General features: G+C 61.6%; 8 protein-coding genes, 4 tRNA genes and 5 rRNA genes. 1 reads left to right on the top strand and 16 read right to left on the bottom strand.

Annotation, left to right across the window (positions count from 1 at the left end; all coding sequences use genetic code 11):
* The first annotated feature begins 171 nt into the window (after positions 1-171).
* A complete protein-coding gene (locus ACQ859_RS09730; protein ID WP_431265599.1) occupies positions 172-777 on the top strand; it encodes a GNAT family N-acetyltransferase in 606 nt (201 codons plus the stop codon).
* Between the two features lie 58 nt (positions 778-835).
* Here ACQ859_RS09730 and ACQ859_RS09725 read toward each other — a convergent pair whose 3' ends face one another.
* The 16 genes from ACQ859_RS09725 to ACQ859_RS09650 form a co-directional block, all read right to left on the bottom strand.
* On the bottom strand, positions 836-2,725 hold the full coding sequence (locus ACQ859_RS09725; protein WP_431265598.1) for a chemotaxis protein CheW: 1,890 nt from the start codon (positions 2,723-2,725) through the stop codon (positions 836-838).
* Positions 2,641-3,447, bottom strand: coding sequence for a hypothetical protein (locus ACQ859_RS09720; RefSeq protein WP_431265597.1), 807 nt, complete (start codon positions 3,445-3,447; stop codon positions 2,641-2,643). The genes ACQ859_RS09725 and ACQ859_RS09720 overlap by 85 nt, the downstream gene beginning before the upstream one ends.
* Positions 3,448-3,648: 201 nt before the next feature.
* On the bottom strand, positions 3,649-3,954 hold the full coding sequence (locus ACQ859_RS09715) for a hypothetical protein (RefSeq protein ID WP_431265596.1): 306 nt from the start codon (positions 3,952-3,954) through the stop codon (positions 3,649-3,651).
* A 24-nt stretch (positions 3,955-3,978) separates the two neighbouring features.
* Positions 3,979-6,051, bottom strand: a complete 2,073-nt coding sequence (gene pbpC, locus ACQ859_RS09710; RefSeq protein ID WP_431265595.1) for a penicillin-binding protein 1C — start codon at positions 6,049-6,051, stop codon at positions 3,979-3,981.
* Positions 6,052-6,265: 214 nt separating this feature from the next.
* Entirely contained in the window at positions 6,266-8,410 is a 2,145-nt protein-coding gene (locus tag ACQ859_RS09705; protein ID WP_431265594.1) for an alpha-2-macroglobulin family protein, read from the bottom strand.
* Positions 8,401-9,399, bottom strand: a complete 999-nt coding sequence (locus ACQ859_RS09700) for a hypothetical protein (protein WP_431265593.1) — start codon at positions 9,397-9,399, stop codon at positions 8,401-8,403. Before ACQ859_RS09700 ends, ACQ859_RS09705 begins: the two co-directional genes overlap by 10 nt.
* Position 9,400: 1 nt before the next feature.
* Positions 9,401-11,131 carry an MG2 domain-containing protein gene (locus ACQ859_RS09695; RefSeq protein WP_431265592.1) on the bottom strand — a complete coding sequence of 577 codons (1,731 nt, stop codon included), beginning with the start codon at positions 11,129-11,131 and terminating at the stop codon, positions 9,401-9,403.
* Positions 11,132-12,253: 1,122 nt separating this feature from the next.
* Positions 12,254-12,366, bottom strand: a 5S ribosomal RNA gene (gene rrf, locus ACQ859_RS09690).
* Positions 12,367-12,544: 178 nt separating this feature from the next.
* Positions 12,545-15,425 (bottom strand): 23S ribosomal RNA (locus ACQ859_RS09685).
* A 302-nt stretch (positions 15,426-15,727) separates the two neighbouring features.
* A tRNA-Ala gene (locus ACQ859_RS09680) sits at positions 15,728-15,803 on the bottom strand.
* A 19-nt stretch (positions 15,804-15,822) separates the two neighbouring features.
* A tRNA-Ile gene (locus ACQ859_RS09675) sits at positions 15,823-15,899 on the bottom strand.
* Positions 15,900-16,079: 180 nt separating this feature from the next.
* Positions 16,080-17,608 (bottom strand): 16S ribosomal RNA (locus ACQ859_RS09670).
* A gap of 366 nt (positions 17,609-17,974) precedes the next feature.
* Positions 17,975-18,087, bottom strand: a 5S ribosomal RNA gene (rrf, locus tag ACQ859_RS09665).
* Between the two features lie 178 nt (positions 18,088-18,265).
* A 23S ribosomal RNA gene (locus tag ACQ859_RS09660) occupies positions 18,266-21,145 on the bottom strand.
* The 16S, 23S and 5S rRNA genes sit together here with 4 tRNA genes alongside, the layout of an rRNA operon.
* A 302-nt stretch (positions 21,146-21,447) precedes the next feature.
* Positions 21,448-21,523 (bottom strand) — tRNA-Ala (locus ACQ859_RS09655).
* Positions 21,524-21,542: 19 nt separating this feature from the next.
* Positions 21,543-21,619: transfer RNA gene (locus ACQ859_RS09650), tRNA-Ile, on the bottom strand.
* Positions 21,620-21,726: the final 107 nt, after the last annotated feature.

The raw sequence follows: 21,726 nt of genomic DNA, 5'->3' as shown, positions 1-21,726 counted from the left end.
GCCTCTGTGCGCACGCGGCCAGGGACGGCGTCGAACGCGGTAGACGCCCCCGAGGATCCAGGACCCACGGTCCCGAAGCGATCCCCAGAACTCCCCCGACAAGGCCCGCGCACCCCGCGGGCCTTGTTCATTTCCGCCCTCGGTCCTTCCATCCCACCAGGAGAACCTCCGATGCAGCCCTCGACGAATCCGCCCCGCTCCCTCGACGATCGCCCCTCCGGCCGCAGCGCCGTGCGCATCGCCGAGGGCCTCACGCTGCGCCGTCCACGCGCGGAAGACGCCCGTGCGCACGCCGAGTTGATGGGGCATCCCGGCGTCCAGCCGTCGCTGCTCCAGACGCCCTATCCGTCCGAGCAGGCATGGCAGGAGCGATTCTCGAAGGTGCCCGACACGAACAGCGGCGAACTCGTCCTGCTGGCCTTCCACGGCGAGCGGCTGGTGGGCTCAGCAGGCTTGCATCCCGTCGGGCCGCAGGTGCGGCGCCGGCACGCCATGATGCTGGGCATCGGGGTGCATCCCGAAGCCCATGGACGGGGCGTCGGCTCGGCGCTGATGGACGCGCTCACGCGCCAGGCGGACGATTGGCTCGGCGTGCTCCGGATCGAACTCACCGTGTTCGCCGACAACGCCAGGGCGATCCGTCTGTACGAGCGCTTCGGCTTCGAGCACGAAGGCCGACTGCGCGGCTATGCGTTGCGCGACGGCCGCTACGTCGATGCGTTCACGATGGCTCGGCTGCATCCGCAGCCGCCCGTGATCGAGAGCGCCGCGGCCTGAGCGAGGCCTGCGGCGACCGGCGCGCGCAGGCGCCGGTCGATCGGCGATCAATCCAGGATCAATCGACGGTCAGCGCTGGCGCCTGCGCCTCGACCACGCCATTGACCAGGCGCCACAAGTCGTCGCTGTCCAGCAGCGTCAGCATCTGCGGCCCGTGGCCCTTGAGCAGGTGGACCTGGGCCTGCGCGGCCCAGCCTGGCCGTGTCGGGCTGGGCTGCAGTTGCTCCGCGCCCGCCACGAACACCTGCCCCAGCTGCTGCACGGCCAGCACCAGGCGCTGGCCCGCACCGGTCTGGCAGACCATCAACGCGGCCTCATCGCCGCAGGGGCGGTGGAACAGCAACTGGCCCAGGTCCAGCACCGGCAGCATGCGGCCTTCGAATCCCAGCATGCCGCGCACGGCGGCGGGCGCGGTGGGCCAGGCGGTGATGCGCTGGCGCTCCAGCGCCGCGACGACCTGCATCGCTGGCAGGCCCAGCCACTGGTGGTCGACGAGGAAGCTGGCCACGTCGAGCGTCTTGGCACCGGCCGGCGGCATCGGCGTGAACGCCGCGGACATGACGCCAGCGCCGGACGATTCGCCGGCCGCCAGGCGCTCTCCCAGCGGCAGCATCACCAGCGCGGCCAGATCGGTCGCGTCGGGCGGCGTGAGGCGGCGGTACTCCCGGTACCCGCCCGACATCGCCAGGCCGTAGGCATGCACGCGACCGTCGAATTCAAGCTCGCCGGTCACATGCTGATCGGACGGCAGGGCGGCGAGCGCGGGCAGCGCCATCGGCAGCCGGTCGCCCGGCGACCAGCGCGCATCGCTGCTCGCGACGACCTCACCCGCGCGTGTCACCAGCAAGGCCGACGCCCCCGCCTGGTCCGGCAAGGCCGCGCGGAGCATCGCGCGGAACTGCGGCGCGCCGTCGAACACGATCGCAATGCCACCGGCCATCGCCGCACCGTCCGGATGCGGCACGCCCGCGGCATAGACGAGGCACGGGGCATGACCGTCGTCACCATAGAGGCCGGCAGGGGCGTGCGACGACACCACATACTGGCCGGCGTCGCGCAGGCCGAGCGCTCCGGACACCCACTCCCCTTGCAGGGAACGCCCGACGTGGTGCGCCTGGGCCGGGTCCGACACGGCGATCACACGTCCGGCGTTGTCGAAGACCAGCAGCAGCGAGTAGACGGTGTAGAGCGCATGGATGCTGGCGAGCACCGCGCCGGCCGAGGCCGCGTCGCCGGTCGCGAGCGCATGCTGCAGCCTCGCGTCGAGCGCCCACCATCGGCAGTCGTTGGCGCGTTCATAGAGGTTGCGATTGACGATCGAGATCGCCAGCTCCGCCTGGAAGCCGGCACCATCGAAGACCGCATCCAGCGCGCCGTCCTCGAGCTGCGCGATCGCGCGCTCGAACACCTGGCGCAACTGGTCGCCGGTGCGTTCGACTTCATTGAGCAGGGTCACGGCAAAGGCGTTGCCCCCGGCCTGGCCAGCCATGGCGCCCTCGCCGGCCCGCACACCGGACTGCGCATGGGCGCGGCTCCGGAGCTTGCCGTTCCACAACGAGCGCGACAGCTCGCGCTGGATCCGGCGTGCTTCGATGGGGATGCTGCGCAGTTCCTCGTCGAAGAGTTCGCGCGTGTCGAGGTCTCGGGCGCGGCCGGTCTGGCGCTCCGGCGGCGCGTCCGCGAAGGCGTGCTGCAGCGGCTGCAGCATCTGCGCCCGCCAGCCCGGTCCGAAATAGCCTTCGTAGCCGCTGGCCGTGCTCTCGCAGGCCAGGTAGTCGCGGCCGGCGAAATCCAGCCGCCATCCTTGCGCTTCGCCGGCCTCCGCCAGCGGCGCCCCGAGCGGGATCTGCCACGGATCCGAGGTCAGCAGCACACGGCCCTGCGCGTCCTTGAGCACCAGCACCGAGCGGGGCACGCCGGCACACAACGCGCGGAAGAGCCCCAGCATCTCGTCCTCGAGCTTGAACGACAGGCACAGCAGGCCACGTGCACCACCGGCGTCACCCCCTCGGGGCCATTCACCGCCGCTGCGTAGATCAGGCCGCCACGGCCGCCGAGCAGGCCCGTGGGTCCGTGCACTTCGACGAAGGCGCGTCCGGGCTCGAAGGCCTCCCGCAGACGCGGGTCGTCGACGACCGGCGCGCAGCTCGATTCATCCAGGGCCGCGAGACGCCGGCCATCGGCGGCCAGCAGCACGACCTGGTCGTAGACCGAGTACTTGGCGACATACGCAGCAAAGCGACGGCGCAGCGCCTCGACCTCGCCGGGGTCGACATCGCCTCCGGCCGCATCCGCCTGCAGCAACGCACGCAGCGGACCATCGCTGGCCAGGAAACCGACGTCGGCCGTCCGCTCGAAGAGATTGCGCACCAGGATGTCGATCGCGACCTGCGACCGCCCCTGCAGGTGCCCGACCGCGTGGCGCAGCTGCCGGCGCGCCAGGCTGTCCAGCAGGCGTCCCGTCAGGGCCTCGAACGCGGTGCGGGTGTCGGCCATGTCGGTGGCCGCGCCGCTCATCTGGCCCAGCAGCGCGAGGCTGTCCCAGGCGCCCTGCAGCCGCAGCAGCGGCTCCCGGTATTCCTCCAGCAGCGGCATGGCGGCCAGCAACGGGGCCACTTCGGCGCTGAACGGCAGGCCTTTTCGATAGACCTTGTTCGATCCCTGCGTCATCTCATTTCCTCCCAACGATCACGCCCTCGTGAGGCGACGCGCGGCAGTGTGGCGCGCGTTGACGACGTTGTCAGGGGAGAAACGCACGGTTTCCGAGACCAACTTCATTGATCGCACGCCGATCAGACGTGAAGTCCCTTGCTGGTGCGTCGGTGCCGCGACTTGGGGAGGAATCCGCCGTCGATGCGACAGCGTGGTGCGTCAGTCCATCGAGACTGCGGCACCCTCCGAGGTACGGCGCTGGGTCTGGGCGTGCAGTTCGCCGTCGGATGCACGGCTCTGGGGTTGGCCGCTGGCGTCGGTGCCACGTTCCGGGGTGGCCGGTTGCGGCGCCGGCGGGCGGCTGGGCTGTCGCTTGCCCGTGATCAGCAGCCGGGCCAGCTTGACGACCTCGCTGGCCTGGGCCGGCGCGGCTGGCATCCACAGGACGGCGCCGAGCACGGCCACGCCCAGCACCCTCCAGAGGGGCCGGTCGGCGTTCAGCGCTTGTTGTTGTCGGCTTTGCATGGTCTCCCCGCGCGAATCTGCATCTTAGCGACGATGAGAGGAGTATCGAAAGTCAGCTCCCGGGCCGCCAGGGGCCGGCGACGAACTGCGCCTTGGAGCGGTTGACTTGCGGAATGGGGGGACGGGAGTCGGGTTTGACCGGAGGGGCTGCCTCAGTCCGGCACCGCGGACCTCGAAGCGCACCGACTGGATCACCCGGCCCGCCCCGTCGAGCAGGGCCAGTTCGTGCCGGCCCGGCATCGGCAGCCAGTCCCAGGTCGCGCCGCGCCCGATGACGCGACCATCCAGCCGCCAGGCCGCGGTAGCGTCCCGCTCCAGCCGGCCCTCGTGCGTGAAGCGCAGTCGCTGCGCCATCGGCGGGATATCCGGATCCAGCGCATAGATGGCGCCATCGATCGGATTGCTGAGCGCCACGGCCGTGCCGGCGGACCGGATGACCGCCTGCTCGGTGCCCGCGACGAACCATTCCTGTCGCGCAGGCTCCTGGCCGCCGTCGAAACGCAGGTCCCGCCGCACGACGCCGGCTGGTGGCGTGAGCGGCGGCGGGATGCCGCCCGCATGCAGTGCCAGCATGACGTCACGCCACACCGGCGCCGCCCCGCTCACGCCCGACACCTGATGCATCGCCTCGCCGCTCGAGTTGCCGACCCAGACACCCACGGTGAACCGGCTGCTCCAGCCGACGCACCAGTTGTCGCGCATGTCCTTGCTGGTGCCGGTCTTCACCGACGCCGGGAACGGCAGCGCCAGTGCGCTCGACAGCCCGAAGGTCAGCGCGCGGGCGTTGTTGTCGGCCAGGATGTCGCCGACGATGAAACTCGCTTTCGGATCCGCGACGCGGCGCGATGCGCCGGGCGGACTGCCCGGATCGCGACGCGGCAAGCTTGCGTCGGCATATCGCCCGCCATTCGCCAGCGCACGGTACGCGTTCGTGAGGGCCAGCAGCGTCACGTCGGCGCTGCCCAGTGCCAGCGACGGGCCGTAGAAGCCGCCGGTTTCCGGCAACTGCAGGCCGAGGGCGTTGAGCCGCTCGAAGACCGCCTCCGGCGTCAGCATCAGCGACAGCCGCACGGCGGGCACGTTGAGGCTGTTGCCGAGCGAGGCCCGGGCGCTGATCCAGCCGCGGTACTGCTTGTCGTAGTTCTGAGGCAGATACAGCCCCGACCCGGTGGCGATCTGCGCCGGCGAGTCGTCCAGCAGGCTCGCCGCGGTGATCAGGCGGCGCTCGATCGCCAGTTCGTACAGGAAGGGCTTCAGTGTCGATCCGGGCTGCCGGCGCGCGGTCACATGGTCCACCTGGGCGGCGTCCGACCACTGGCTGCCGCTGGATCCGACCCAGACGCGGACCTCGCCGCTCGCGTTGTCGAGCACGAGCACCGCGCCGTCCTCGACCTGCCGACCGGACAGCTCGGCCAGGTGCCGCCGCAGCGACTGGACCGCGACGCGTTGCCAGGTCGCGTCGAGCGTGCTGCGTTGTGCCGGCGGTCCGTCCGCGCGCAGGGCCAGACGGGCGTAATGCGGCGCCCATTGCGGCGCATCCGCCACCGACAGCGCCTTTCGACGCAGCACGGCGTCGACCTCGTCGACGAGCCCGTCGCAGCCTTGCCCCATCGTCCGCAGCACCCCGCAGGCGCGCGTCGAGAGCGTTTGCGCCGAGGCGTTCGGCCCGCGCAACATCGCGGCGAGCAGCGCGGACTCCCGCGCGTCCAGTCCGCCGGGTCGCTTGCCGAAGAGCGCCTGTGCCGCGGCGGGCACGCCGACCAGTTCGCCGCGAAGCGGCACGCGATTCAGGTAGGCCTCGAGGATCTGGGCCTTGGTCCACCGTTTCTCCAACCGCCCCGCGACCCACGCCTGCCCGAGCTTCTGCGTCATGCTGCGACCACCGCGCCGGGCCAGGTCGTCGTCGAGCAGGCCCGCGAGTTGCATGGTCACCGTCGACGCGCCGCGCGTGCGCGTGTTCCAGAGATTGGCCCAGGCACTGGCGGCGACGGCCGACCAGTCCACCCCGCTGTGCTCGTAGAAGCGCTGGTCCTCGGAGACCAGCATCGCCCGCAGCAGCGAGGGCGACATCTGATCCAGCGACACCCAGGCCAGCACGCGGCGGCGGGATCCATGCGCAGGGTCTGCAGCGGCTCGCCCCGCCGATCGAGCAGCTGGAGATCCGACAAGGGATGCGACGCCCGCGTCTGCGTGAACGAGGGCAGCTCCGCCGCCCTCGTCGCCACGCCGCCCCCGTCACCAAGGAGCACGAAGGCCAGCGCGGTGGCCCATCGCGCAGGGCCGCCGCGCACGCGGACGGCCCTGGGCGTCATCACGGTTGCACCTCCAAGGTCGCATTCGGCACTTCCCCGAAACGGTCAGGCGAGTACATCGCCTCGGCGCGCGTGGTCGGCAGCTGGAATCGCCCGGCGTTGTTCAGGCGGACCGTGTACTCGAGGACATGCTTGCCTCGCGGCAGGAAACCGAAGTAGGCGCGCCACGCGGTGAAGCTGCGTTCGATGAAACTGGGCCACGCCTGCCCTTCGGCGCGCTCGCCCTGCGTGTCGATCGTGCCCTCGACCACGGCCGCGCCGGTGGGCAGCGGATCGCTGAGCACCACCCAGGACATGTCGGCGGCAGCCTCGACCTCCAGCCGCACCCGCATCACGTCACCGCGGGACCAGCGGGGCGCGGCCTTCTGCGAGACGGCGGTGATCGTCCGCTTGATCGCATAGCCTGAAGAGAGCGGCGCCTTCAACGGCACGGCAGACAAGGCCTGCACCGTGGCCCAGGGGCGTCCGTCGCCCGCCTGTGTGACGATCAACGTTCCATGGCCGGCGGCGGGCCAGGCCAGGCGGAGCTCACCGCCGTCCGGCTTCGTCGACCAGTCGAGCGCCACGCCCGCGCTGCCCAGTCGGGCCTCCGTCTTTCCCTTCACGGGCTGCGATTCGAAGCGGGCGGAGAATTTCTCGAGCGCCAAGGCGCCCCACAGGTTCGCCGTCGTATTGAACCAGGCCCCCCGTTCCTGACGCGCCAGCGCGCCGACGACCAGCCGCGGCAGATCCTCCTTCCAGCCCGGATCGTCCACCAGGGCCAGGATCGCTCGCGCCGCCGTCGCGTCGGCGCTGCCCATCAGCCACCACCAGGCGTCGGACTCCTCGTTGACGAAGCGCAGCGTGGTCCCCGCGAAGCTCAGGCGACTGCGCAACTGGTTCTGCGCCGCCGCGATCTGGTTGGCACGATCCGGCGCATCGGTCATCCGTTGATGCAGCACCAGCCAATCGACGACGGTGCCGGTGGGCCATGTCATCAGGTTGCGCCCTTCCACGGTGCCCAACTGCCGCGGCGTCGCCTTGCCGTAACGGGACAGGGCGGCGAGCGCGGCAATGCGTCGCGGTTCGTCGTCAGGACGTGGGGACCAATGGCGGCGCTCCAGCCGTCCTTCGACGAAAGCGGCCAGGCCGTCGAGCGCCTTGCCCAGTTGCGCCGCCGGCAGCGGCCGACCGGCTTCCTGTGCCACCGACAACAGATGGGCCGTCAGCACGTCGCTCCCCTGCGTCAGATGTCGCGAGAGCGGGAAGTACGCGAAGAGCCCGTCCGTGTCCTGATAGGTCGCCAACTGCCCCATCAGCCCGTCCCAGGCCGGGGTGTCATGCAACGCGATGAACTTCGAGCTCTGCTGTTCAAGGCAGGTGTACGGGTACTGCTCGAAATAGCGACGGATGCCGGGCAACGCCGTCGACAGCTTCGGTTGCAAGCCGATCTGGAGTCCGCCCCGCTTGATGCCTTGCGCGGGCAGCCCATCGGCAGGCGCCGCGACCGGGAGGCTGATCGGGGCGTCGAGCTGCCGCAACGTCGCCTGGAGCACCCGCACCGGGACCGCCGGCTCGACGGCTTGCGTGGTCCGCATCGCATCCTTGGCGCTGCCGCCCTGCTCCTGGGCCTGCGCCTCCCAGACGATCCGCTGGACGCCCTCGGGGACCAGGACATCCCAGGTCAGCTCCTGCGCCTGGCCTGCAGCCAGCTTCACGGTTCGAGCGTCGGCGGGCACCGTCAGATCGCCACCCTCGCCGCTCGCCTTGCCTGCCAGCGTCACCTTGAGATCCATCGCCCGATTCGTCGCGTTGCGCAGGGTGAGCATGGCCTGCACGCGGTCGCCCTCCCGCACCAGCGGCGGCAGACCGGAGAGCAGTTGCAGGTCCTGGCTCACGTTGATGCTGCCCTCCCCGGTGCCGAAGCGCTGCCCCGGCGCATCCGCCACCGCCACGAGCCGGAAGCGCGTGAGCGAATCGTTCAAGGGCACGCGCACGCGGGCTTCGCCGCGCGCATCGACGGTCACCAGCGGCTGCCAGGTCAACAGCGTGTCGAACAGCTCACGGGTTGCAAACCCGCCGCCCCCGCCAGCGGCGACCGCCTTGCGGCCGTAGTGCCGCCGGCCGATGATTTCACTGTGTCCCGTCGCTGTCGTCACCCCCATGGACGTGTCTGGATCATGCTGTCCAGCAACTTCCAGCTCTGGTTGGGAGCGAGGGCGAGCAGCCCTTCGTCGACGGCCGCGAAGGCGATCTGGGCATCCGGGACCGGCTTGCCGTCCTGCGTCACGCGCAGTGTCACTTGAGCGCTCTGCCGGACGCCGTATTGCGCCTGCTGCGGCACGACCTCGACCTGCAACCGGTGCCTGGCCTGACCGACCTCGATCGCTGCCATGCCCAGCTTGAAGGACGGCTTGGACAGGTCGACCATCGCCGTGGGCGCCTGATAGTCCCCCGAGGCTCGCCACTCCCGCCACCAGTTCACCGGCTCGCGCCACCCCCAGGAAAAGAACGAATACCACGGCACCTCGCGCAGGCGGCCTCGCAGCACCATCACGCTGATGAAGGCATTCGGCGTCCAGTCGGGGTCGATCTTCAACTCGACCCAGGGGTCGCGCCCCGACAGACGCCGGACCTCGCTGTGCAGCACGCCCTCCCGCTCGACCGTGATCAACGCGGTCGCTTCGCGATAGGGCATGCGGACCTGGAACCTCGCGGTTTCTCCCGGTTCATAGCGCCGCCGCTCCGGGATCACATCGATGCGGTCGTCGTTGTCCTGCGCAAACCAGAGTTCGCCGGCTTTTGTCACCCAGAGGGATCGGGCGGCTTGCGCCATGCGGCCGCCGTCGTCCTTGGCGGAACCGATCAACTCGATCTGCCCGCCTTGACTCAGCTTGACCTCGCAACGCATGAATCCAAGCGCGTCGGTCGTGCCGCTGCAGAGCTCGCCGAGATCCTTCAGCGTGCGCTGATGTTCGTACGCATAGAAACCACCGACCAGCCGCTTTCGCGTGCTCAGTGTCTGGATCTGACGCGCACCGACGGTGATTTTCCGATTGGCCATCGGCTTGCCGTTGGTGTCGAGCGCCACGGCCTGAATCGCCAGCGCCTGCCCGTTGGCCACCCAGGTGGCCGCGCGCAGGCCGACGATCACATCACCGGGCCACACGACCTGGGAGGCCGCGCGGGTATGCGTCTGTCCGTCGGGATCCCGGTAGTTCAGTTCGACGCGCAGTTCGGTGGGGCGATCGACGCTGCCCTTCAGCGGTACCTTGAACGAGACCCCCCTTCGCGTCGGTCTGCAGAGCCAGCTTGTCCAGCACCAGCCGGCTTGCTCCGTGGGGCCCACCGCCAGACTCCCCGTCGCCCTCGTCCATCTCGTCCGCGCCGTCAGCATCCGGCGGTCCCTCCGCTGCTGGTGGCTCGAAGGCGAAATCATCGAAGCCTGGAAAGTTGCTCCAGCGAGGTTGCAGCATGGCACTGACCGTCACCGGCGACTTCGCCATGGCGCCTCCCGCCATGTAGTTCAATTGGGCAGCCCAGGTCTGCTCCTTCGCGCCCGCAGAAGGGGCCTTGGGCGGAATGAGGCGCGCATCGACGAGCGGCACCCTGAATTCCTCGACACGAACGCTGCCGCTGTCCCAGCTACGACGTCCGCCGCGCGAATCCTCGCGCTCCATGACAAAACGGTATCGACCCAGTTTGGCCCCAGGAGGCACCTTCCACGTGCTCAGCGCATAACGGGCCCCCTGCCAGCGCAGGTCCAGCGTGGCGATGTCCTCACCCGTGCCTTCGAACACGACACGCAACTTGTCCGGCAACTGGTCTGGCGTGGCATCGCTCAGACCCTGAACCGTCTCCAAGCGGAAGAAGTGCTTCATGGACAGCGTGTCACCGGCGCGCAGCAGCGGACGATCGGTGACCGTGTGCGCACGCGCCACCCGCTCCGAGCCCCAGGCAATGGGCACATTGAAGCGCCAAGGCTCGATGCCACGACTCCAGCCGCTGAACATGAAGGACTGGTCCAAGGCCTTCCCTGACTGCGAGAAACGCGCCGTGATGAAGAGCCCCGATTCGGCGATGCATTGGCCGCTTCCGCTGTCGCCATCCAGGTTCGGGCGATCAATCCGCGCGAGGCCCTGCCCATCGGTCCGTCCACGCCACAGCGATTTGCCACGACAGTCGTAGACCGACACTTGGGCGCCCTCGACCGGCTTGCCCTTGTCGAGCGATGTCACCCATACGAGGCTGTCGTCCTTCCCCACCTTGACGTGGAGTCCAAGATTGGTGACGAGTGCACCCGTCCGCACGAACATCGGCTGGATTGGATCGAGGAGCGCCTGGCCCAGTCGCGGCGACTTCAGCTCGAGCACGTGATAACCGGGTTGTGACAGCGGCACCCCGATCACATCAATGACCTTGTCCGGATTCGGTGGCGGCACCGTCATCGACTGAAGATCCGCGGCGTCCTTCAGCCACTCTGACTTGCGATCCTCCCATTCGTTCTGATGGAAAAGCCGCCCGTACCACTTCAGGATCTCGACATCGTCGGTCAGCCTTCTGATCCGCAAGTGCCCGCTGGAACTAGGCTGCAGGTCAGCCTGGACATGGCGCAGGCTGAGGGGTACCAGACTGGGCCCCGCCGCCTCCCACTCGACGATGCCGAATGGCGCCGCTGCAAACTTCGCAAGCGGCGGCGCTTCGGACGTTCGAACCTTCAACGGGAAGCTGGCAGCGTTTGACAGAGGCCGACCACTCTCGTCCTTGATTCCATCGGGAAGCTCAAGAAGATAGTCCTGCTGCTCTGCCAGTGGCACAGGGAAACGCACGGTCGCCAACCATTTGGCCGACTGCGGCTCCTGCTCGGTCGGCATCACCGGCGTCACGGTGGCGCCGTTCGGCGCCCTGAGTCGAACCTTCAGCGCTTGGTCTCGCGCAATCGGCTCAGAGAAGCTGACCGTGATCGGACGAACTGACAGGCAGGGTGCATTTGCTCGTTCGCGTTCGCATGACAACTCTGCGGTCAGCGGCGAGCGAACTGAAAAGCGGAAACGTCGGTCGGCTCGAGTTCGTACTGAGTCGTTTCCCGCGGCAGCGATGCCAGCTCCCCACACAAGACTGGCCTCCGCGCCTGCCGGCAGTGGCCGCGAGCATCCGACAAGGATCCACCTCTGATCCTTTGCGTCGCCCATCTTCAGCGCACGGAGTAGCGCGTCACGTTCGGCAGCATCGCCAAGTACTACCGGAATGCGCTCGCCAAGCGCCTTCGATTCGCACCACATGTGGGGGGCAATCGTCTCAGTCCTGGCGTCACCAGAAAGTTGAAGAAGGAATCGCTGATCCTCCTCGATCTTTCCACCTTCCCAAGGACTCACCCGCCTGACCGTCGGCGCGCTGAGCTGGAAAGAGAACTCGCGAGCGCCGCTCCATCCCGGAGCCGCACCGGGCGCCGTGGGTTGGAAACCCTCGCTGGCCCTGACCACGCACTTCGTCCCTGCAGCGAGTGGGCGAGCGAAATCGAAAACCCATTCCCGCTCGTTGGTCCAGCGCCCGCTTCCCTGCGGAGCGCGCTCTCCACAACGGATCGTCACGGGAGCAGCGAGGCGCGGATCGCCAAACTTTGACGTTGCCGCGCCGAACCTCACGACAACGTTCTGGATTTGCCCCACTTCGCCCTGGGGCGCGACAGAGGCGATCTCCGCTGCGCGCGCCGGTGGACCAGACAGCGAGACAGCGAGTGCGGCCAAGGCAAACAATGGGGAAGGCCTCACGCCACTCCAGAAATGCTGCATAAACCCCTCGCCATGCTCAAACGTGAGGCGCAGTCTATTCCGAGGCTCTAAAAAAAACAGTCCCACAAAAGGGGCGAATACATACACGAATCTGGCGCTGCACTACCGAGATTAGCGGAGCAAACGTATGCATCCAAAATCAAAACCATTCAAATCGAAGCCCCACAAAGCAAAACCCCTCGATCATTGCTGACCGAGGGGTTTGGCGGGATATTAGCCTGACGATGACCTACTTTCACACGGGAATCCGCACTATCATCGGCGCTGAGTCGTTTCACGGTCCTGTTCGGGATGGGAAGGGGTGGGACCGACTCGCTATGGTCATCAGGCTTGACTGGTTGGCTTGCTGAGGAGCTCAGCAGGCCCAATTCGGTAGAGTCAAATCAGCTTGGTTTGATTGCGTCTTCAGGGATTGAAGAACGGTTTTGATCGGGCATTCCCAGCATAAGCGGGATGCGCTGCGATCTGCGTGACCACTCACCTTGACGTTTTGAGTGTCAAAGTTATAGGGTCAAGCCTCACGGGCAATTAGTACTGGTTAGCTTAACGCATTACTGCGCTTCCACACCCAGCCTATCAACGTCCTGGTCTTGAACGACCCTTCAGGGGGCTCTAGGCCCCGGCAAGACTCATCTTGAGACGAGTTTCCCGCTTAGATGCTTTCAGCGGTTATCTCTTCCGCACTTAGCTACTCGGCGATGCCACTGGCGTGACAACCGATACACCAGAGGTGCGTCCACTCCGGTCCTCTCGTACTAGGAGCAGGCTCTCTCAATCTTGCAGCGCCCACGGAAGATAGGGACCAAACTGTCTCACGACGTTTTAAACCCAGCTCACGTACCTCTTTAAATGGCGAACAGCCATACCCTTGGGACCGGCTACAGCCCCAGGATGAGATGAGCCGACATCGAGGTGCCAAACACCGCCGTCGATATGAACTCTTGGGCGGTATCAGCCTGTTATCCCCAGAGTACCTTTTATCCGTTGAGCGATGGCCCTTCCATACAGAACCACCGGATCACTTTGTCCTACTTTCGTACCTGCTCGACTTGTCAGTCTCGCAGTCAAGCACGCTTATGCCAATGCACTATCAACACGATTTCCGACCGTATTTAGCGTACCTTCGAACTCCTCCGTTACACTTTGGGAGGAGACCGCCCCAGTCAAACTGCCCACCATACACTGTCCCCAACCCGGATAACGGGCCAAGGTTAGAACCTCAAACACACCAGGGTGGTATTTCAACGTTGGCTCCACCTGATCTAGCGACCAGGTTTCAAAGCCTCCCACCTATCCTACACAGATCTGTTCAAAGTCCAATGTAAAGCTACAGTAAAGGTTCATGGGGTCTTTCCGTCTTTCCGCGGGGAGATTGCATCATCACAAACATTTCAACTTCGCTGAGTCTCTGGAGGAGACAGTGTGGCCATCATTACTCCATTCGTGCAGGTCGGAACTTACCCGACAAGGAATTTCGCTACCTTAGGACCGTTATAGTTACGGCCGCCGTTTACTGGGACTTCAGTCAAGAGCTTGCACCCCATCATTTAATCTTCCAGCACCGGGCAGGAGTCACACCCTATACGTCGACTTTCGTCTTTGCAGAGTGCTGTGTTTTTAATAAACAGTTGCAGCCACCGATTCTCTGCGGCCTCATTGGGCTAACCAAGTAAATGGATCACCTACTAAAGGCACACCTTCTTCCGAAGTTACGGTGTCAATTTGCCGAGTTCCTTCTCCAGAGTTCTCTCAAGCGCCTTAGAATACTCATCTCGCGCACCAGTGTCGGTTTGCGGTACGGTCGTCAATAGCTGAAGCTTAGTGGCTTTTCCTGGAAGCAGGGTATCACTCACTTCGTCTGCAAGCAGACTCGTTATCACCCCTCATCTAAGCCCGGCGGATTTGCCTACCAGGCACGACTACAGGCTTGAACCGGGACATCCAACACCCGGCTGAGCTAACCTTCTCCGTCCCCACATCGCACTATTGATCGGTACAGGAATATTGACCTGTTTCCCATCAGCTACGCATCTCTGCCTCGCCTTAGGGGCCGACTCACCCTACGCCGATGAACGTTGCGTAGGAAACCTTGCGCTTTCGGCGAGGGGGCTTTTCACCCCCTTTAACGCTACTCATGTCAGCATTCGCACTTCTGATACCTCCAGCAGGCCTCACGACCCACCTTCACAGGCGTACAGAACGCTCTCCTACCACGCACAGTAAACTGTGCATCCGCAGCTTCGGTAACTGGCTTAGCCCCGTTACATCTTCCGCGCAGGACGACTCGATCAGTGAGCTATTACGCTTTCTTTAAATGATGGCTGCTTCTAAGCCAACATCCTGACTGTTTTAGCCTTCCCACTTCGTTTCCCACTTAGCCAATTTTAGGGACCTTAGCTGGCGGTCTGGGTTGTTTCCCTCTTGAGTCCGGACGTTAGCACCCGGTGCTCTGTCTCCCAAGCTGTACTCTTCGGTATTCGGAGTTTGCATAGGTTTGGTAAGTCGCCATGACCCCCTAGCCTAAACAGTGCTCTACCCCCGAAGGTAATACTTGAGGCACTACCTAAATAGTTTTCGGAGAGAACCAGCTATCTCCAGGTTTGTTTAGCCTTTCACCCCTATCCACAGCTCATCCGCTAGTTTTGCAACACTAGTCGGTTCGGACCTCCAGCACCTGTTACGGTACCTTCATCCTGGCCATGGATAGATCACCTGGTTTCGGGTCTACACCCAGCGACTAATTCGCCCTATTCGGACTCGATTTCTCTACGGCTACCCTATTCGGTTAACCTCGCCACTGAATGTAAGTCGCTGACCCATTATACAAAAGGTACGCAGTCACCCTTGCGGGCTCCTACTTTTTGTATGCATGCGGTTTCAGGATCTATTTCACTCCCCTCCCGGGGTTCTTTTCGCCTTTCCCTCACGGTACTTGTTCACTATCGGTCGATTACGAGTATTTAGCCTTGGAGGATGGTCCCCCCATATTCAGACAGGATTTCACGTGTCCCGCCCTACTCTATTCGTGCCTAGTTCCACAATCGACATTTCTCATACGGGGCTATCACCCGCTATGGCCGGACTTTCCATTCCGTTCTGATATGCCAACTGCTAAAACACGAGGGCTACTCCGATTTCGCTCGCCACTACTTTCGGAATCTCGGTTGATGTCTTTTCCTCGAGCTACTGAGATGTTTCAGTTCACCCGGTTCGCCTCGCATACCTATGTATTCAGTATGCGATACCTCTAAACGAGGTGGGTTTCCCCATTCGGAAATCTCCGGATCAAAGCTTATTTGCCAGCTCCCCGAAGCTTATCGCAGGCTATCACGTCCTTCGTCGCCTGTAATCGCCAAGGCATCCACCACATGCACTTAGTCACTTGACCCTATAACTTTGACATCCGCAGATGTCGTCAAGGACAGATGCTCAACAACTTGAGCATTTATTTGAGTATCACGCGTTCGCCGTTCTTCAATTTCTACTCTTTTCAGAGTTGAAGTTTGTTGACGCAATCAAATGTCGCTGGCGGCACGGTGCCGGTCACCCCTTTACGAGTGCCGAGCTTTCCGCCAGCAACGCTGATTCGACTCTACGAATTGTTAAAGAACAACAGCCGACTAAAAAGTCGAGACTGGCAAACCACAACGTCATTCTTGACGCTGTGGTTTGCCAACCTTGTGAAGTGATTGGTGGAGGATGACGGGATCGAACCGACGACCCCCTGCTTGCAAAGCAGGTGCTCTCCCAGCTGAGCTAATCCCCCAAGATCTTGACGATCATCGTGGTGGGTCTGGCTGGATTCGAACCAGCGACCCCCGCCTTATCAAGACGGTGCTCTAACCGACTGAGCTACAGACCCACGCGTTTCTTGCGTGCTCCTGCAATCGCGCCAACCGGCAAGGCCAGCTCGCCAGGCTCACGCGTTTTCTCACTCACTGTTGTGTGTCTACAGCCGATAAGTGTGGGCGCGCTGAACTCGCTTATGTGGACTCGACTCAATTCTCTGACCTAGGCCAGACAACGGTCTCGTCATCTCTAGAAAGGAGGTGATCCAGCCGCACCTTCCGATACGGCTACCTTGTTACGACTTCACCCCAGTCACGAACCCTGCCGTGGTAATCGCCCTCCTTGCGGTTAGGCTAACTACTTCTGGCAGAACCCGCTCCCATGGTGTGACGGGCGGTGTGTACAAGACCCGGGAACGTATTCACCGCGGCAAGCTGATCCGCGATTACTAGCGATTCCGACTTCACGCAGTCGAGTTGCAGACTGCGATCCGGACTACGACCGGGTTTCTGGGATTAGCTCCCCCTCGCGGGTTGGCAGCCCTCTGTCCCGGCCATTGTATGACGTGTGTAGCCCTACCCATAAGGGCCATGATGACCTGACGTCATCCCCACCTTCCTCCGGTTTGTCACCGGCAGTCTCATTAGAGTGCCCTTTCGTAGCAACTAATGACAAGGGTTGCGCTCGTTGCGGGACTTAACCCAACATCTCACGACACGAGCTGACGACGGCCATGCAGCACCTGTGTCCAGGTTCTCTTTCGAGCACTCCCACATCTCTGCAGGATTCCTGGCATGTCAAGGGTAGGTAAGGTTTTTCGCGTTGCATCGAATTAAACCACATCATCCACCGCTTGTGCGGGTCCCCGTCAATTCCTTTGAGTTTCAACCTTGCGGCCGTACTCCCCAGGCGGTCAACTTCACGCGTTAGCTACGTTACTGAGAAGAAACCCTCCCAACAACCAGTTGACATCGTTTAGGGCGTGGACTACCAGGGTATCTAATCCTGTTTGCTCCCCACGCTTTCGTGCATGAGCGTCAGTACAGGTCCAGGGGATTGCCTTCGCCATCGGTGTTCCTCCGCATATCTACGCATTTCACTGCTACACGCGGAATTCCATCCCCCTCTACCGTACTCTAGCCATGCAGTCACAAATGCAGTTCCCAGGTTGAGCCCGGGGATTTCACATCTGTCTTGCATAACCGCCTGCGCACGCTTTACGCCCAGTAATTCCGATTAACGCTTGCACCCTACGTATTACCGCGGCTGCTGGCACGTAGTTAGCCGGTGCTTATTCTTCAGGTACCGTCATGAACCCCCAGTATTAGTAGGAGTCTTTTCTTCCCTGACAAAAGCGGTTTACAACCCGAAGGCCTTCTTCCCGCACGCGGCATGGCTGGATCAGGGTTGCCCCCATTGTCCAAAATTCCCCACTGCTGCCTCCCGTAGGAGTCTGGGCCGTGTCTCAGTCCCAGTGTGGCTGGTCGTCCTCTCAGACCAGCTACAGATCGTAGGCTTGGTAGGCCTTTACCCCACCAACTACCTAATCTGATATCGGCCGCTCCAATTGCGCGAGGTCTTGCGATCCCCCGCTTTCACCCTCAGGTCGTATGCGGTATTAGCTGCTCTTTCGAGCAGTTATCCCCCACAACTGGGCACGTTCCGATATATTACTCACCCGTTCGCCACTCGTCGCCAGGTTGCCCCGCGTTACCGTTCGACTTGCATGTGTAAGGCATGCCGCCAGCGTTCAATCTGAGCCAGGATCAAACTCTACAGTTCGATCTTGAATAAACTCAACGGAATCGAACAAAGACTACTTTCATAGCTTCATTCTTTCTTCCGTGAGCATCTAGCGATTTAACCTTCTCAGGTCGCTCGTCCAGACGCCCACGCTTATCGGCTGTAAATTCTTAAAGAACATCGAAGCAGCTTCCGCTTACTTCGTCGCGTCGCTGACTTGTCGTCAGCAGCGCAGAAGCGAGACTATAAACGAGTTCGTTTGAACTTGTCAAGCATCTTTCGAAATCATTTGCATGATCAGATCGATGCCGTCTCAGCCTCAGAGATCAACGCTCCGCAAAGCGCTGATCTCTGCAAGCAGAGAAAGGAACGCCCGGTCATCCGACCGGGCGTCTCCGGATATTAGCCTGACGATGACCTACTTTCACACGGGAATCCGCACTATCATCGGCGCTGAGTCGTTTCACGGTCCTGTTCGGGATGGGAAGGGGTGGGACCGACTCGCTATGGTCATCAGGCTTGACTGGTTGGCTTGCTGAGGAGCTCAGCAGGCCCAATTCGGTAGAGTCAAATCAGCTTGGTTTGATTGCGTCTTCAGGGATTGAAGAACGGTTTTGATCGGGCATTCCCAGCATAAGCGGGATGCGCTGCGATCTGCGTGACCACTCACCTTGACGTTTTGAGTGTCAAAGTTATAGGGTCAAGCCTCACGGGCAATTAGTACTGGTTAGCTTAACGCATTACTGCGCTTCCACACCCAGCCTATCAACGTCCTGGTCTTGAACGACCCTTCAGGGGCTCTAGGCCCCGGCAAGACTCATCTTGAGACGAGTTTCCCGCTTAGATGCTTTCAGCGGTTATCTCTTCCGCACTTAGCTACTCGGCGATGCCACTGGCGTGACAACCGATACACCAGAGGTGCGTCCACTCCGGTCCTCTCGTACTAGGAGCAGGCTCTCTCAATCTTGCAGCGCCCACGGAAGATAGGGACCAAACTGTCTCACGACGTTTTAAACCCAGCTCACGTACCTCTTTAAATGGCGAACAGCCATACCCTTGGGACCGGCTACAGCCCCAGGATGAGATGAGCCGACATCGAGGTGCCAAACACCGCCGTCGATATGAACTCTTGGGCGGTATCAGCCTGTTATCCCCAGAGTACCTTTTATCCGTTGAGCGATGGCCCTTCCATACAGAACCACCGGATCACTTTGTCCTACTTTCGTACCTGCTCGACTTGTCAGTCTCGCAGTCAAGCACGCTTATGCCAATGCACTATCAACACGATTTCCGACCGTATTTAGCGTACCTTCGAACTCCTCCGTTACACTTTGGGAGGAGACCGCCCCAGTCAAACTGCCCACCATACACTGTCCCCAACCCGGATAACGGGCCAAGGTTAGAACCTCAAACACACCAGGGTGGTATTTCAACGTTGGCTCCACCTGATCTAGCGACCAGGTTTCAAAGCCTCCCACCTATCCTACACAGATCTGTTCAAAGTCCAATGTAAAGCTACAGTAAAGGTTCATGGGGTCTTTCCGTCTTTCCGCGGGGAGATTGCATCATCACAAACATTTCAACTTCGCTGAGTCTCTGGAGGAGACAGTGTGGCCATCATTACTCCATTCGTGCAGGTCGGAACTTACCCGACAAGGAATTTCGCTACCTTAGGACCGTTATAGTTACGGCCGCCGTTTACTGGGACTTCAGTCAAGAGCTTGCACCCCATCATTTAATCTTCCAGCACCGGGCAGGAGTCACACCCTATACGTCGACTTTCGTCTTTGCAGAGTGCTGTGTTTTTAATAAACAGTTGCAGCCACCGATTCTCTGCGGCCTCATTGGGCTAACCAAGTAAATGGATCACCTACTAAAGGCACACCTTCTTCCGAAGTTACGGTGTCAATTTGCCGAGTTCCTTCTCCAGAGTTCTCTCAAGCGCCTTAGAATACTCATCTCGCGCACCAGTGTCGGTTTGCGGTACGGTCGTCAATAGCTGAAGCTTAGTGGCTTTTCCTGGAAGCAGGGTATCACTCACTTCGTCTGCAAGCAGACTCGTTATCACCCCTCATCTAAGCCCGGCGGATTTGCCTACCAGGCACGACTACAGGCTTGAACCGGGACATCCAACACCCGGCTGAGCTAACCTTCTCCGTCCCCACATCGCACTATTGATCGGTACAGGAATATTGACCTGTTTCCCATCAGCTACGCATCTCTGCCTCGCCTTAGGGGCCGACTCACCCTACGCCGATGAACGTTGCGTAGGAAACCTTGCGCTTTCGGCGAGGGGGCTTTTCACCCCCTTTAACGCTACTCATGTCAGCATTCGCACTTCTGATACCTCCAGCAGGCCTCACGACCCACCTTCACAGGCGTACAGAACGCTCTCCTACCACGCACAGTAAACTGTGCATCCGCAGCTTCGGTAACTGGCTTAGCCCCGTTACATCTTCCGCGCAGGACGACTCGATCAGTGAGCTATTACGCTTTCTTTAAATGATGGCTGCTTCTAAGCCAACATCCTGACTGTTTTAGCCTTCCCACTTCGTTTCCCACTTAGCCAATTTTAGGGACCTTAGCTGGCGGTCTGGGTTGTTTCCCTCTTGAGTCCGGACGTTAGCACCCGGTGCTCTGTCTCCCAAGCTGTACTCTTCGGTATTCGGAGTTTGCATAGGTTTGGTAAGTCGCCATGACCCCCTAGCCTAAACAGTGCTCTACCCCCGAAGGTAATACTTGAGGCACTACCTAAATAGTTTTCGGAGAGAACCAGCTATCTCCAGGTTTGTTTAGCCTTTCACCCCTATCCACAGCTCATCCGCTAGTTTTGCAACACTAGTCGGTTCGGACCTCCAGCACCTGTTACGGTACCTTCATCCTGGCCATGGATAGATCACCTGGTTTCGGGTCTACACCCAGCGACTAATTCGCCCTATTCGGACTCGATTTCTCTACGGCTACCCTATTCGGTTAACCTCGCCACTGAATGTAAGTCGCTGACCCATTATACAAAAGGTACGCAGTCACCCTTGCGGGCTCCTACTTTTTGTATGCATGCGGTTTCAGGATCTATTTCACTCCCCTCCCGGGGTTCTTTTCGCCTTTCCCTCACGGTACTTGTTCACTATCGGTCGATTACGAGTATTTAGCCTTGGAGGATGGTCCCCCCATATTCAGACAGGATTTCACGTGTCCCGCCCTACTCTATTCGTGCCTAGTTCCACAATCGACATTTCTCATACGGGGCTATCACCCGCTATGGCCGGACTTTCCATTCCGTTCTGATATGCCAACTGCTAAAACACGAGGGCTACTCCGATTTCGCTCGCCACTACTTTCGGAATCTCGGTTGATGTCTTTTCCTCGAGCTACTGAGATGTTTCAGTTCACCCGGTTCGCCTCGCATACCTATGTATTCAGTATGCGATACCTCTAAACGAGGTGGGTTTCCCCATTCGGAAATCTCCGGATCAAAGCTTATTTGCCAGCTCCCCGAAGCTTATCGCAGGCTATCACGTCCTTCGTCGCCTGTAATCGCCAAGGCATCCACCACATGCACTTAGTCACTTGACCCTATAACTTTGACATCCGCAGATGTCGTCAAGGACAGATGCTCAACAACTTGAGCATTTATTTGAGTATCACGCGTTCGCCGTTCTTCAATTTCTACTCTTTTCAGAGTTGAAGTTTGTTGACGCAATCAAATGTCGCTGGCGGCACGGTGCCGGTCACCCCTTTACGAGTGCCGAGCTTTCCGCCAGCAACGCTGATTCGACTCTACGAATTGTTAAAGAACAACAGCCGACTAAAAAGTCGAGACTGGCAAACCACAACGTCATTCTTGACGCTGTGGTTTGCCAACCTTGTGAAGTGATTGGTGGAGGATGACGGGATCGAACCGACGACCCCCTGCTTGCAAAGCAGGTGCTCTCCCAGCTGAGCTAATCCCCCAAGATCTTGACGATCATCGTGGTGGGTCTGGCTGGATTCGAACCAGCGACCCCCGCCTTATCAAGACGGTGCTCTAACCGACTGAGCTACAGACCCACGCGTTTCTTGCGTGCTCCTGCAATCGCGCCAACCGGCAAGGCCAGCTCGCCAGGCTCACGCGTTTTCTCACTCACTGTTGTGTGTCTACAGCCGATAAGTGTGGG

It is taken from the genome of Roseateles chitinivorans (assembly GCF_050632235.1).
GTDB lineage: Bacteria > Pseudomonadota > Gammaproteobacteria > Burkholderiales > Burkholderiaceae_C > Roseateles > Roseateles chitinivorans_A.
The sequence above is the reverse complement of the archived record's forward strand: the minus strand, read 5'-3'. Positions and strand labels throughout refer to the sequence as shown.